At 54.5% G+C, this 14564-nt stretch carries 11 protein-coding genes; 2 read left to right on the forward strand and 9 right to left on the reverse strand.

Annotation, left to right across the window (positions count from 1 at the left end; genetic code table 11):
* Positions 1–9: 9 nt before the first annotated feature.
* The 5 genes from glpX to N6G83_RS34880 all read right to left on the reverse strand — a co-directional run bounded on the left by glpX (position 10) and on the right by N6G83_RS34880 (position 5194).
* A complete protein-coding gene (gene glpX, locus N6G83_RS34860) occupies positions 10–981 on the reverse strand; it encodes a class II fructose-bisphosphatase (RefSeq protein ID WP_211134611.1) in 972 nt (323 codons plus the stop codon).
* A gap of 6 nt (positions 982–987) precedes the next feature.
* Positions 988–2256, reverse strand: coding sequence for a zinc-binding dehydrogenase (locus N6G83_RS34865; protein ID WP_199062596.1), 1269 nt, complete (start codon positions 2254–2256; stop codon positions 988–990).
* Complete coding sequence (locus N6G83_RS34870) at positions 2253–3647, reverse strand: PTS mannitol transporter subunit IICB (protein ID WP_074029158.1); 1395 nt, start codon at positions 3645–3647, stop codon at positions 2253–2255. The genes N6G83_RS34865 and N6G83_RS34870 overlap by 4 nt, the downstream gene beginning before the upstream one ends.
* Positions 3648–3672: 25 nt before the next feature.
* A complete protein-coding gene (locus tag N6G83_RS34875; protein ID WP_024530171.1) occupies positions 3673–4119 on the reverse strand; it encodes a PTS sugar transporter subunit IIA in 447 nt (148 codons plus the stop codon).
* Between the two features lie 286 nt (positions 4120–4405).
* Entirely contained in the window at positions 4406–5194 is a 789-nt protein-coding gene (locus N6G83_RS34880; RefSeq protein WP_211136728.1) for an AraC family transcriptional regulator, read from the reverse strand.
* 94 nt (positions 5195–5288) lie between these two features.
* Between N6G83_RS34880 and N6G83_RS34885 the strand changes: the two genes are divergently transcribed.
* The gene (locus N6G83_RS34885; RefSeq protein WP_248006701.1) at positions 5289–6425 is read left to right on the forward strand and encodes an MFS transporter; all 1137 of its coding nucleotides are present in this window, start codon (positions 5289–5291) and stop codon (positions 6423–6425) included.
* Here N6G83_RS34885 and hrpA read toward each other — a convergent pair.
* Positions 6410–10297, reverse strand: a complete 3888-nt coding sequence (gene hrpA, locus N6G83_RS34890; RefSeq protein WP_211136727.1) for an ATP-dependent RNA helicase HrpA — start codon at positions 10295–10297, stop codon at positions 6410–6412. The genes N6G83_RS34885 and hrpA overlap by 16 nt on opposite strands.
* 313 nt (positions 10298–10610) lie before the next feature.
* On the opposite strand from hrpA, the gene azoR reads away from it, so the two are divergent.
* Complete coding sequence (azoR, locus tag N6G83_RS34895) at positions 10611–11216, forward strand: FMN-dependent NADH-azoreductase (RefSeq protein WP_024530177.1); 606 nt, start codon at positions 10611–10613, stop codon at positions 11214–11216.
* Between the two features lie 118 nt (positions 11217–11334).
* Here the strand turns inward: azoR and N6G83_RS34900 are convergent, their stop codons facing one another.
* From N6G83_RS34900 to N6G83_RS34910, 3 genes are read right to left on the reverse strand one after another with little or no spacing between them, the layout of a single operon-like run.
* A complete protein-coding gene (locus N6G83_RS34900) occupies positions 11335–11658 on the reverse strand; it encodes a YdbL family protein (RefSeq protein ID WP_074029164.1) in 324 nt (107 codons plus the stop codon).
* A gap of 8 nt (positions 11659–11666) precedes the next feature.
* Complete coding sequence (locus N6G83_RS34905) at positions 11667–11864, reverse strand: YnbE family lipoprotein (RefSeq protein WP_024531400.1); 198 nt, start codon at positions 11862–11864, stop codon at positions 11667–11669.
* On the reverse strand, positions 11861–14473 hold the full coding sequence (locus tag N6G83_RS34910) for a YdbH family protein (protein WP_260524110.1): 2613 nt from the start codon (positions 14471–14473) through the stop codon (positions 11861–11863). The genes N6G83_RS34905 and N6G83_RS34910 overlap by 4 nt, the downstream gene beginning before the upstream one ends.
* Between the last annotated feature and the right edge of the window lie 91 nt (positions 14474–14564).

Here is a 14564-nt window from a genome sequence, read left to right on the forward strand (position 1 = left end):
GCGATACCATCAATGCAAGTGTAATGTATGAATTTTATTACACGATCCGTCGGTACCATTAATCATAAGGGTTTCTGTGCTCAAGTACCCCTCTTTTTGTTTTATTCCGCCGATAATGTCACCTTTGGTTATCCCGGTTGCCGAAAAAATCACCTCATCGCTGGCGATCAGGACATTGAGCGGCAAAATGGTGTTAATCTCAATCCCCATGTTGCTGCAACGCCGCCGTTCTTCCTGCGCCAGTATTCTATGTTCTGGCGTATCGCCTTTCGCCTGGCAGAAATCGATCAGCTCGGCTTGCATATCTCCCCCCAGCAGACGCACCGCACAGGCCGATATGACCCCTTCTGGCGCGCCACCCAAAGTATACATGATGTCGGCTTCACCACCTGGTAGGCAGGTCATCAGGCTAGCGGCAACATCACCATCAGGAATGGCAAAAATCTTCACCCCCAGCGCCTGCGCCTGTTGGCGAATCAGTTCATGGCGTGGTTTATCCAGCGTGATCATGCGCAGTTGATGCAATGGCTTACCCAACGCCTGCGCTACTTGCCGCAGATTTTGCTCCAGAGGCAACCGTAAATCGATAGACCCTTTAGCGCCTGGCCCCACCACCATCTTGCGCATATACATGTCTGGGGCATGCAACAAGGCATTGTGTGGGGCAAAGGCGATCACGGCCAGCGCATTATATTGGCCCATGGCCACCATCCGCGTGCCTTCGATAGGATCAACAGCAATGTCCACAGCCGGACCATGCCCGCTCCCCAGCCGTTCACCGATATACAGCATGGGGGCCTGATCGATTTCACCTTCACCGATCACAATCTGCCCCTGCATGGCCATGCCGCTCAGTTGCTGACGCATGGCCGCGACGGCCACCCCATCAATTTGATTTTTATCACCACAGCCCAGTAGCGGCCAGGCAGCCAATGCAGCCTGTTGAGTGGTGCGTACAATGTCATAAGCCAGCGATTTCATCGGCAGTTATACCCCTGTTTCCACGCCAAAATGTTGCAGCAGGAAACGCTCGGCCTGTTCGTTCCACACGCCGTGGCTTTCAGCCACCAGTTCCGCCAGGCGGGCATAGAATGGGTCTGTTTTCCCGAGCTCTGGGAAGTCGGTAATTGCGGTTAACGGCATGGTGGCAAAGTTATAGATCAGCTTTTTCCCGCCGGGGATCGAAGGCAGGTTGATGATGGTTTCCGGCACGGCATCCAGCCCACCAATATGGGTGATCATCACCGAAGGATTAATGCGGCCTTCAGCGGTCAGTTGCAGCGCCTCCAACATATCCCCCGTCGATCCACCCGAAGTGCCCACAACATGTGTGGATGCGTAATGCACGTTGTAAAAGTTAAACGGCACTTTGAATTCACTGTCGGTTGGGCCCGCAAAGAAATTCAGGCAACCGTCTTCAGCCAGCAGGTCATCCCCCAACACCAGCACATCGGCCACCGCAGCATAAACGAAGACATCGTCAAAGCCGTGGCCCTGTGTCAGATCCCGTAAGGCAGCTACCGGGTCGGCAGCCTTGCTGCTGTTGAAATACACCAGTTCAACGCCTTTTTCACGCGCTACGCTTTCCGGCAATAGCAATCTGGCCCGCGCCAAACGTGCCTCGTCGATATCCACAACCACTACCCGCGCAGGGCGGATGTTGCCGTTGATGGCATAATCGATCGCACCAATGCCCATCGGCCCGGCACTGGCCAATAACGCCACGTTGCCGCCGGGTTTGATCCCCATGCGGTGCTCATAGACATATTGCGTCGTATGGTAATTGGCATGATAGGCACCTATGATGCAGCACATCGGTTCTGCCAAAGAGGCCGCCGCAAAATAGCTGCCTTCATACGGTAATACACAGCCTAGCTCCACAGCCTGCTGTGGAATAATCATATAGGTGGCATTGCCGCCGAAATACTCGTAGCTGTAACCCGCCGAATAACCACTCGGCAATCCCATCGCCGGTTGCAGCACAAAACGTTGCCCAGCCCGGTAGCGTTGCTGCAGATTTTTGCCCACCTGCTCAATGATCCCGGCACATTCATGGCCGGTGATCGCCGGGTGTTCGGCAACATTATCAGGCACCCGCTTGTGGTTAGCCCCCAATTTGGCAGCCTTCCAGGTAGACAGGCACACACTGTCGGAAATGACCTTAACCAACAGTTCATCATCACCTAGCGGCGGTAATTCAAACTCACGCAGGCGAACGTCGTTTTGGCCATAAATAGCGGCGGCTTGGGTTTTCATACGGCTTCCTTTTCTGAGTGTGTGGCAACCAGTTGTTCCAACAAACGATCGAGATTGCTGTCACCGAGATAATTGCTGATCAATACTTTGGGCTTATCGCTCACCCGGTCGGCTCTCCCTTCCAGGCTAGAGTGCGTCACGATCAGGTCGGCTTCCGGCGGAATATTTTCAATGGCGTAGTGCTTCACACTGATCGGCACCCCGGCTTTCTCCAAACGTTTACGGAAGGTGGTTGCCCCCATCGCGCTAGAGCCCATACCTGCATCACAAACAAACGCGATGTGGCGGATCGGCTGTGACGGCCCCTTGCCCGCAGCTTTCAAGGCTTTCACCTGCCGCTGTGAGTCATCAAAACTGTCTTCGGTCGCCTGCTTTTTCTCGGTTTTCAGGATCAGTGCGGCAATCAGGAACGAAACCAGTGTCCCGGCGGCGACGCCTGCCAAGGTGCCAGCAAAACCACCCCGCGGCGTCAGAGCCAGATAGGCAAAGATTGAACCCGGGCTTGGCCCGGCAACCAAACCGGCACCCATCAGATCAAACACGTAGATCCCCGCCATCCCGCCGGCAATCATGGCAATGATCATCAGCGGCTTCATCAGCACATACGGGAAGTAGAGTTCGTGAATCCCCCCGAGGAAATGGATAATCATCGCGCCTGGTGCCGATTTTTTGCTCATACCCTGGCCAAACAGCGAAAACGCCAGCAGGATACCAAGCCCTGGGCCAGGGTTAGAGGCCACCATAAAGAACACCGAGCGGCCGTTGACCGCCGTATCCTGCATGCCCAGCGGGTAATACACCCCCTGATCGATGGCGTTATTCAGGAAGAGCACCTTCGCCGGTTCGTTGATAATCGACAGCAGCGGCAGGTATCCAGTGGCTACCAGAGATTCAATGCCGGCACGAACCAAATGGTTAGCCTGTTGTACCGCTGGGCCGATCACCTCGTAGGCAAACAGGCACAAGAACATGCCGACAATCCCCAGTGAGAAGTTATTGACCACCATCTCAAAGCCAGCGGGGATACGCTTATCCAGCTTGGTGTCGATATATTTGATGATCACCCCGCCCAGCGGCCCCATCACCATCGCGCCGATAAACATGGGAATATCGGCCCCCACAATCACGCCGATGGTGCCAATCCCCCCCATCACCGCGCCACGTTTTTCCGCGATCAGGTAGCCACCGGTGGAACCGATCATCAGCGGTAGCAAATAGGTGATCATCGGCCCCACCAGTTGCCCAAAGTGGGCGTTAGGCATCCAGCCGGTGGGAATAAACAGTGCCGTAATAAATCCCCACGCAATAAATGCGCCGATATTAGGGATTACCATAGCCGTCAGGAACCCGCCAAAAGCTTGCACTCTGGCTCGCATTGTTTTATTGGCCATTATATTGATCCTTGAGTGTGTAAAATCAGAAGCGCTGAATGATTTCTTTTATTTCTGATATCTTAGCTGCATGAGTAAGCTGTTTAATTGCCTGGTCATCACAGAACATTTCACTCAATAGCTGGATAGCATTGATATGGCTGTCGGCATCTTTCGCCGCCAGGCCAATTAACACTTTCACCTGTGGATTGTCATCATTGAAATAAACCCCCTTAGGCAATACCGTTAGGGTTAATGCCGTGCCCAAAGCCCCTTCTTCCGGACGTGCATGGGGCATAGCCACTTCCGGCGTAAGAATATAATATGCGCCATTATTTTGCGTGCTGTGTTTTATTGCCGCCACATAACGCGGCTCAACGATATTATTTTCCAGCAGACAGCGCATCGATAAATCAATAGCCTGCTGCCAGTCGCAATCTTGCTGGTGAACGGTAAATGCATTTTCCGGGAAGTAATCTATCAATCCATTCATGTTTTTTTCCTATCGTTATTCCAAGAGGATTGGGAATTGCTTTGCAGCTTATGGAGTAATAACGGGAAACGCAATCCGATGCTATTTCGTGATTGAAATCACTTTTAATGTGAAATACATTGCAATTGAAGATCTGGCTCACAAAAAAATGATGATTATTTTACAATTATAAATTTGTCAATATGGAAAATGTGATTCATGTTGCATTTAATTAATTTTATAATAATCACGAAATTGTGATTTAAATCACTTTACCGGTATTGCTAAGCAATAAAAATCACAATCATTACTCAATACCTCGTTCCCCTCCCGCCATAAACCGCTTGGGCGTGGTGCCGGTATACTGACGGAAAAAGGCGATAAACGCGCTGTCGCTAGAGAAGGCCAACCGCTGCGCAACCGCGCTTACGGAAGGCATTTGCGCCAGTAGCTCAATGGCGTGCATCAAACGCCATTGCTGGCACCACTGCTGATAGCTCAACCCGGTTTCCCGCAGGAAAATTCGCGTTAATGTTTTAGGATGGAGATTGATCGCCTTGGCCAATACCACCAGCCCGGGTAGCTGGTCAACGCCGTTTAGGCCGTCAATCCAAGCCGCTATACGAGGATCGCTCGGCAGCATCAAGCTGGTTTTTTCCTGCTCCGCCACGCTCAATTCGTTGCGCAAGACTCGCAACAGATCTTCCGCCTGGGGGTGCCGCTGCGCGTAGTCAAACGGCCAATGTGCGATGCGTTCTATCACCGCTGCCAGTAACGGGTTGGCGGCCAACACCGCACTGTGCGGCATTGCCAACATCGTTATATCCGCAAAATAGAGCGAGCGGTAAGCCACCTGCCCGCGCAGTTGCACGCGATGCTTCACGCCGCTCGGTATCCAGATAATGCGCGTAGGCGGCAGGATCAGCCAGCGTTCGGCTAACGTCACCGTCATGCAACCACGTGGAGCATAGAGGATCTGGGCTCGTTGATGCTGATGTTCGCCAGAATCATGATCCGCCAGTTCGGCACTAATCCCCACCACCGGAGCGGAGTAACTATCCGGATCAAAAAGCTGATTTTGTAAAATCAACGCCATGCCACAGTCCCATTTTCATTGTTTTTTGTCCTGATGATTGTAATCGAACAATCGCTATCTCCCTATACTGGCGACACTTATTTGGGAGAACGTTGTGTCCGTCAAAAATCTGCCTCTGCCGCTGATCATCATGATGATCATGGCACCACAAATCCTGGAAACGCTCTATAGCCCGGCGTTAACCGCTATCCGCTTTGATTATCAGATCGATGCCACGCAGGCCAGCCACACGCTATCGGTCTATTTTTTCGCCTTCGCTTTTGGCGTGGCGTTTTGGGGAACGATCAGCGACAAATATGGCCGTAGAACCGCCATGCTCGCCGGATTGGTGTTGTATACGGCCGGGGCCTTGCTGGCTTTGCTGAGCGCTTCTTTCCCGTTGCTCATCGTCTCGCGCGCCGTTATTGCCTTTGGTGCCGCCGTTGGTTCTGTGGTGACGCAGACCATGCTGCGCGATGTCTATCAGGGGCAAGCGTTAGGAAAGATGTTTGCGGTAATTGGCATGGCATTGTCGATAAGCCCGGTGTTGGGTATGTTTAGCGGCGGAATACTGGTGTTTTGGGGCGGTCGTATGGCCATTTTCTCTGCGCAAGCAGGATTGGCGCTGTTGCTGCTGATCTGGTGTTGGCGAGCGCTGCCAGAAACCCGCCAACACACCAGCGGTATCGCTTTACTCCCCTGTTTGCAGGAGATGCTGCGCGATAAGCAAATCTGGTGCTCGGCGTTGCTGGTTGCGAGTTTTAACATCATGGCGTTCAGCTACTTCAGTCTGGCCCCGTTTATTTTTGAGAACTTGGGGCTGACCAGCGAGCAGTTTGGCTATTCGGGGATTGTTTTAGCCTTTGGCAGCCTGTGCGGCGCAGCGGCAAACCGTTACCTTCTGCAAAAAGGATTATGCGCTTACCGGCAGATCCAAATGGCCAGTCTGCTAGCCCTGTTGGCCGCTGTTGCTGCATGGTATTGGCAGGCAAGTCTGATGATCTTGCTGCCCTGTATGGCGGTGACCGTGGCCTTTGGCTTGGCCATTCCCAATATTCTCAGCCAGGCGCTGAAGTATTACCGCAACCGGCTGGGTGCTGCCGGAGCGGTATTGGGGTTACTCTATTATCTGCTGATCGCTGGCGGCCTGGCACTGGCCGCCATGGGCCAGCACCTGCCGTTAACGCTGCTGGGATGCAGCCTGTTAAGCCTCGCCTGTTCTGCAAGGCTTAAAGGTTACGCAGAAAGCTGATCGATGGTCTGCAAGATACGCTTCTCAGAAATCGGGTAAGGCGTGCCCAGTTGCTGAGCGAACAGGCTGACGCGCAGCTCCTCGATCATCCAGCGTACTGACTTCACCTCTTCATCCTGCTGGCGTTTTGGCGGCAGCTTGTTCAGCCACTGCTGCCACGCTTGTTGAACCTGCTCCACCCGGATCATCTGAGCGCGATCGCGGTGCGGATCGATCGCCAGCTTCTCCAGACGGCGCTCAATCGCTTGCAGATAACGCAAGGTGTCCGGCAGGCGGCTCCAACCATTATTGGTGACAAAGCCACGGTAAACCAGGCCGTTAAGCTGGGCCTTGATATCGGACAGTGCCAGCGCCAACGAGATATCAACACGCCCTTTCAGGCGTTTGTTGATGTTGAAGACCGTCGTCAGGATCTGTTCAACCTGCTTGGCCACGCCCACCACGGTTTCGTTCAGCTCGGCCCGTACCAACTCTTGCAGCCGGGCAAAGTTCTCTTCCGCCCACACCGGCCCGCCGTGTTCAGCAATCAGCTTGTCGATGCCGCAGGAGATACAGTCGTCGATCAGATCCAGTACCTTGCCATACGGGTTGAAATACAGCCCAAGCTTGGCCTTGTTCGGCAACTTCTCATGCAGATATTTGATCGGCGACGGAATGTTTAACAGCAACAAACGGCGCGTACCTTGCCACATGGCCTGTTGCTGCTCCTGCTCGCTGTCAAACAGGCGGATGGCTACGCTATCTTTTTCGTCCACCAATGCAGGGTAAGCCTTGACCGAGTAACCGCCACGCTTCTGCTCATAAAATTCGGGCAGTTTGCCAAAGCTCCAGATATGCAGATTGCTCTGTTCCAGGCCATCATCAGCCACGGCCGACAGCGTCTCTTGCACCTTGTCTTTGAGCTGGACCCTCAGCGCGGCCAGATCTTTACCTTCACGCAGGGTTTTGTGTTTCTCGCCCACCACGCGGAAGGTCATTTTCAGATGTTCGGGCACCTGATCCCACTGCCAATCTTCACGTGACACCGTCACACCCGTGATGCGGCGTAGCTCACGCTCCAGCGAATCCAGCAGTGGCATTTCCAACGGCGTAGCCCGGGCAAGGAAAGCTTCAGCGTAGTTCGGTGCTGGCACAAAATTGCGACGCATCGGCTTAGGTAACGATTTGATCAGCGCGATCACCAGTTCACGGCGGATACCGGGGATCTGCCACTCAAAACCGGTCTCTTCCACCTGGTTGAGGATCGGCAATGGGATGTGCACAGTCACGCCATCGGCGTCGGTACCCGGCTCAAACTGGTAGGTCAGGCGCAGCTTGAGGTTGCCCTGATACCAGTAGTTGGGATAATCCAGTGCGCTGACCTTGTTGGCCCCGTCCTTGATCAACATCTCTTTTTCGAAGTTGAGCAGCTCAGGATTCTGCTTACCGGCGATTTTCCACCATTGGTCAAAATGACGCCCGGACACCACGTCGCTGGGAATACGCTGATCGTAGAAACTGAACAGGGTCTCGTCATCCACCAGAATGTCGCGGCGGCGCGATTTGTGTTCCAGCTCTTCCACTTCGGCACGCAGCTTCAGGTTGGCAGCGAAGAACGGGTGCCGCGTTTGCCAGTCACCTTCTACCAGCGCATGGCGGATAAACAGTTCACGGCACAGCAGCGGATCGATAGTGCTGTAATTCACCGGGCGAGCTGCGACGATCGGCAACCCAAACAGCGTGACCTTTTCGCTGGCCATCACTGCCCCCTGGGATTTGGACCAGTGCGGTTCGCTGTAATGATGTTTGACCAGGTGCTGAGCCATCGGCTCGATCCATTCTGGTTCGATCCGTGCGGCTATACGGCCCCATAGGCGGCTGGTTTCCACCAGTTCTGCCACCATCGTCCATTTCGGCGGCTTCTTGAACAACCCGGAGCCCGGGAAGATGGAGAAACGGGCGTTGCGCGCACCGGTAAACTCTTGCTTATCCGCATCCTTCTGGCCAATGTGCGAAAGCAGGCCGCTCAGTAGCGCGGTGTGTACGCTGCGGTAGTCCGAAGGCACGCTGTTGACCGGCAGGCCCAACTCTTTCACCACCTGGCGCAGTTGGGTGTAGATATCCTGCCATTCACGCACCCGTAGATAGTTGAGGAAATCGTTGCGGCACAGGCGGCGGAACTGGCTGGAAGAGTTTTCCTTCTGCTGCTCTTTCAGGTAATCCCACAGGTTGACGAACGCCATAAAATCGGAGTCTTTGTCGGCGAAGCGGCGGTGTTTTTCATCGGAGGCCTGTTGCTTATCCATTGGCCGCTCACGCGGATCCTGGATCGACAACGCCGAGGTGATGATCATCATCTCGCGTACGCTACCACTCTTCTGGGCCTCCAACACCATCCGTGCCAAACGTGGGTCGATTGGCAACTGCGCTAACTGACGGCCCTGCGGTGTCAGCTGATAGTGACCGTTTTCCGCGGTTTTGATCGCCCCCAACTCTTCCAACAGGCGCACGCCGTCTTGAATATTGCGATTATCCGGCGCTTCGACAAACGGGAACGCGGCAATATCGCCCAACCCCAGCGAGGTCATCTGCAAAATGACCGAGGCCAGATTGGTTCGCAGAATTTCCGGATCGGTAAACGCCGGGCGCGACAGGAAATCCTGCTCCGAGAACAGACGGATGCAGATACCGTCCGAAACACGCCCACAGCGGCCCTTACGCTGGTTGGCCGAAGCCTGCGAAATCGGCTCGATCGGCAAACGCTGCACTTTGGTACGGAAGCTGTAGCGGCTGATGCGCGCCGTACCTGGGTCGATAACGTATTTAATGCCCGGCACGGTCAGCGAGGTTTCCGCGACGTTGGTCGCCAACACGATGCGGCGGCCGTGGTGCGACTGGAACACCCGATTCTGTTCACTGTTAGACAGGCGGGCATACAGCGGCAGCACCTCGGTGTGAGGCAGATTGAGCTTGGTCAGCGCATCAGCGGTGTCACGGATTTCACGTTCACCGCTCATAAAGATCAGAATATCGCCTGGCCCTTCACGCCCAAGTTCATCCACCGCATCGAAGATGGCCTGAAGCTGATCGCGTTCGGTATCGTCGGCGTCGTCTACCACCGGCCGATAACGCACCTCCACTGGATAAGTCCGGCCAGAAACCTCAATGATCGGCGCATTGTTGAAGTGACGAGAAAAGCGCTGCGGATCAATGGTGGCCGAGGTGATGATCACCTTCAGGTCCGGGCGTTTTGGCAACAGTTCCCGCAGATAACCCAAGATGAAATCGATGTTCAGACTGCGCTCGTGCGCCTCATCGATGATCAAGGTGTCGTACTGCATCAGCAGGCGATCCTGCTGGATTTCGGCCAGCAAGATCCCGTCGGTCATCAGTTTGACCAGGGTATTTTCACCCACCTGATCGTTGAAGCGCACCTTATAGCCTACGCTGCCACCCAGCGGGGTTTCCAGCTCATCGGCAATGCGGTTGGCAACGGTGCGTGCAGCCAGGCGGCGCGGTTGCGTGTGGCCAATCAGGCCTTTGACGCCGCGCCCTAACTCCAGGCAGATTTTCGGTAGCTGAGTGGTCTTGCCTGAGCCGGTTTCACCCGCCACGATCACCACTTGATGATCGCGGATGGCGGCCAGAATGTCCTGCTTCTTCTGGCTGACGGGCAGGCTTTCCGGGTAAGTGATTTTCGGGCACGAGGCCGCACGGGAGCGCACCTTCTGCAAGGCTTGCTCAATATCACCCGCTATTTCTGCGGCAACCGCCTGTTGAGCTTCGGGGCTTTTGACTTTGCGCGCACCTTGCAACCGGCGTTGCAGGCGCTGCTGATCACGGAGCATCAAATCACCCAGTTGGGATGACAATGCCGCGAGCGTAGATTTCACGTTCGGTGTTCCTTGTTTCTTCGCGGCTACTAGTTAACGTCAGGGACTAGGGTTTGATGTTATAGCTGACGTGTAGGTGCCAATAACTGCGTTTTTTAAATTAGGTTTATCGATTTTTGACTTAGCGGCACAGGATACCACAATGGTATTTCTCCCCATAATCCATCCGCTTAGCCTGGATTTTCTTGTTCAATAAAATCGAACGTAGATCTCGAAATATTCCGCTATCCCTGTTGGAACAATATGAATAGAGTGTACCTCATGCAACGGGCAACCAGCCCTGATGTCACAGTCAACACGAAAGGAATTAGCGATGAGCAAAGTATTGGTTCTAAAATCCAGCATCCTGGCAACTTATTCTCAGTCTAACCAATTGGCTGATTTCTTCGTTGAGCAGTGGGCCAATGCTCACAGCAACGATACCATCACCGTGCGTGACCTGGCTGCACAGCCAATCCCGGTGCTGGATGGCGAGCTGGTTGGCGCAATGCGTCCTTCAGATGCCCCACTGACTCCACGCCAGAAAGAAGCGCTGGCCCTGTCAGACGAACTGATTGCCGAGCTGCAAGCCAACGATACTATCGTTATCGCCGCTCCGATGTACAACTTCAACATCCCAACTCAGTTGAAGAATTATTTTGACCTGATTGCCCGTGCCGGCGTCACCTTCCGTTACACCGAGAACGGCCCGGAAGGCCTGGTTAAGAACAAACGCGCCATCATTCTGACCAGCCGTGGCGGCATCCATAAAGGCACCCCGACCGACCTGGTAGAACCTTACCTGCGTCTGTTCCTGGGCTTTATCGGCATTACCGACATTGAGTTTGTCTTTGCCGAAGGGATTGCCTACGGCCCAGACGTTGCGACCAAAGCCCAGGCCGATGCCAAAGCGTTACTGGCCGAAGTGATCGCCGCTTAAATAGCGATACCAGGGCGTAGAGATTGCGCCCTGGTAAGTCACACACCTGCAAAATCCGTTTTACCCTCATGACAATAAGCCGTTTAAATTCCGTTGCGCGCCCTAGGGCGCGCTTTTTTTATTTCTGCAACCACTGGCCGTTAATCCCGCGGACATACTCCCCCGCAGGCGCTCGTGTCACCAGCTTCTGCCCGGCCATTCGCGCGACTTCATCGATAGCGATATGATTGCTTGCAGCCACCTGTTGGTATTTCTCGGCGCGCCCGGCATTGATTTTTTTCACCAACGCCTGGGTCTCTGCGTCCTGCTTCACCGGAGCGATATATCCACTGAGCGTTTCGCCCACCCGCCCCTGCTGCTTGGCTTCATCCAGCGTCAACGCCTGAACCATCCCGCTGAATAACCAACCGGCGGCAATCAACCACAGATAATGTTTTTTCATGCGGGCTCCTAGAACAGACCACTTTGGTCTTTCAACAGGTTCTCAACGTCCTTATCTACTTTGATATGGATCTCATGCTCAATTTTGACGTTCATATTGATGGTGATGGGATCTTTAGGTGTCGCCACCTCAATGCGCGGTACGCAACCGCTCAGCAAGGATGCGCCCAACACGGCTACCAGCAATGGTATGGTCGCGTTCTTCATCGTTGTTCCTCGGGTTTAGAGAGCGCCTGCTCCAGCCACTCTTGTAAATTGTCGCCAAAGCGCAGGCTGCGCCACAGCTGAAACACGTTTTCCTGATGGCTATAGTTAAGGATAACCTCACGCTTGGCACTTTTCTGCGGATTTACGCCATCGATATGTGCCTTTAGCGTCAGCTCGCCGAGGTTATCAAGATCGACCCGCGCCTTTGAACGGTTGATTTCCATGTAGCGTAGCCAGTCGATAGCAGCACCGGTGGCTAAGTTATTGCTGCCAATGGCATCTGCCATATCTTTATCCAGCCGCAGCGTCATGACCCCCGCATTGGCGATCCAGCCGTTTTGTACCAGCCATTTTGGGTGGTTCAGGAAGAGCGGTAGCTCTCCGTTGATGCGGCCAGACATGGCGAACTGCTTCGGTTTGAGCGCGGTAAACAGTGCACTGAGGTCGATTTTCTCCAGTTTGAGCACCGCCGCATCATGCTGCGGCATACGTAATGCCGACAGGCTGATATGACCGTTCAGCATATCCACGCCGATATTGCTCAACGTCAACGGATACGCCTCGCTGTAGGGATAGGTACCTTGCAGATCGGCGGTAATATTCTGCATCTCAAACAGCGTCTTGATGGATTTGATGCGCAGCATGATCGGCCTTTTGGCCCCAAGCTGCCACAGGTGGTTGTTAAACCGATAGGGCAAGACAAAGTCCAGACCGCTCAATTCGCCATCTTGCAGCCACATGCCGCCATTGCGCACCACCCAGTGGCCACCAGCTTCAAATCCCTGCACTCGCGCCGCCGAGAATGCCGACTGTGCATAGAACTCACCTGCGCGCAGTTTGATGTTCAGATCGGGTGAAATCAGCGGTTGGAATACCGTTAATGACTGTTTTGGCCACCAGCCTTCACCACGCAGACGCTCACCATCCCAGCGGCCACGCAACTTGATTGGCCCAATCTGCTCGGCCTGCAACGCGCCTTGCCATTGAAAACTGTCTGGCCCCGTACCTTGCAACTGTAAATCCAGCACCGAAGGCGGTAAATAACTGCCTGCACCAAAACTGGTTTTGTCAGCCACCAGTTGCACACCGCCGGTAAGGCTCGGTGCTTTGACATCCCGCTGCCACTCGATCGGCTGGCTGAGCGTCATACGTGGCGTCGCAACCGTGACCATGCCGTATTTCAACCGATCAAAACCGGTGGAAAGACGATCCAGGGTGATGCTGGTGTCCTGCCAACGCCCACTGCCTGCAACATCCCAGGCGGCCTGCAGCGGTGGCAACTTGCCGTTCCCCCAAGAGCGCCATTGCCACTGACCATGGTCTGGCCAGAAATCTTGTGCCTGGCCGTCCAGATGCACCTTGAAGCGCCCCCAGTAACTTTCGCTGGCGCTGATAATTGCCTGCAAACGGCCTGTGATCCCAAGCGCTGTGACTTTTACTCCAGCCAGCGGCAGCCGAGCCTCTTCCAGCTTCATGTCCGGTGCCGGGCTACCCCAGGCGCGCAGTAAAGATCCCGGCTGTAGCACCAGCGTTGGGTTAAGGATCGAGCCGCTGATAATGCCGGGGATTGACGCCGTAAACGAGAGATTGGCCAGGTTTGCCTGCCCGGTAAGCTGGAATCCCAGATCGCTGTTGGTCAGGCTCAGGCTACCTGGCCCCAACGTCAGCACCGCGTTGCCCTTGCCGTTGTGCCCTGCGGTGATCACGTTCAAACGCGCGGTAATTTGGGTTTCGTCAAACCCCTGGCTCCAATCATGCAACGCCACATTTAAACCACCTCTGAGCGGTTGCTCCAGGTAAGGCCAACGCCATTCCCCTTTTTCGATGCTGATCTGTTTTGGCGTTAGTGCCCAAGGGAGCGTAGCCAACGGTTGGTCGCTGCCCTTTTCCGTCAGGGTCAACACCCCCTGCTGCTGTTGCCAATGTAAATCCAGCAGCAAGGGTTTTTCCAGATAGGCGGTTTGTATCTCACCTTGCAACGCCCCCTGGGTTGGCAAACTGTCCATATCCAGCGGTACGGTGACTTTGCCCGTCAGTTGTACCGGAGCCGTGCTGTTGGGTGGCGTAATGCTGAGCTTGTTTATCGTCAGTTGTTGATGTTCATCCAGTTGCGCCTCAGCGATGACGTTCTTGCCTTGATAATGCAACCGTTGGCCAGTGGCCACAGATGACAGCTGCAATTTACCGGCATAAGCTTGCCATGGGGTGAGCGTGAGAAGATTGATGTTCAGATCAAATGGCGGCAGCATCGCTTGCAGTTGGTCTAGCGCTAACGGCGCGCTGTCCCCCTCGGAGGCGGGCAATTTTGACAGGCAGGCGGTATCTACGTCCGCTCGTTCACCCTTTAAATGCCAACTGCCCATTTGGTAGGCGAGTTGCAGTTCACTGACATTGGCGATGGCGCAGCCTTGGGCGCTGAACTTCAGCCCATCAAGATGCAACGCCCCCTGCTGCCAACGCAAGGGCCCTTGCAAGACCAACTGGCTACCCTGCGGTAACCAAGGGGCTATCACACGCGGCAACCAACGAGGCAGGGTTTGCCACAGCGCGATGATCAACAGGATGATGCCCGCCACGATCGCTACGAATACTTTTAATCTCTTTGTCATTAAGCGCAGGTTTAGTTCCTGATTAACATCGATTAGCCAGGTGCAATGATGACACGGATCCCCTGGCAGGTGAAGGTGAACCCATCTCATC

It is taken from the genome of Serratia sp. PL7, from assembly GCF_945957435.1.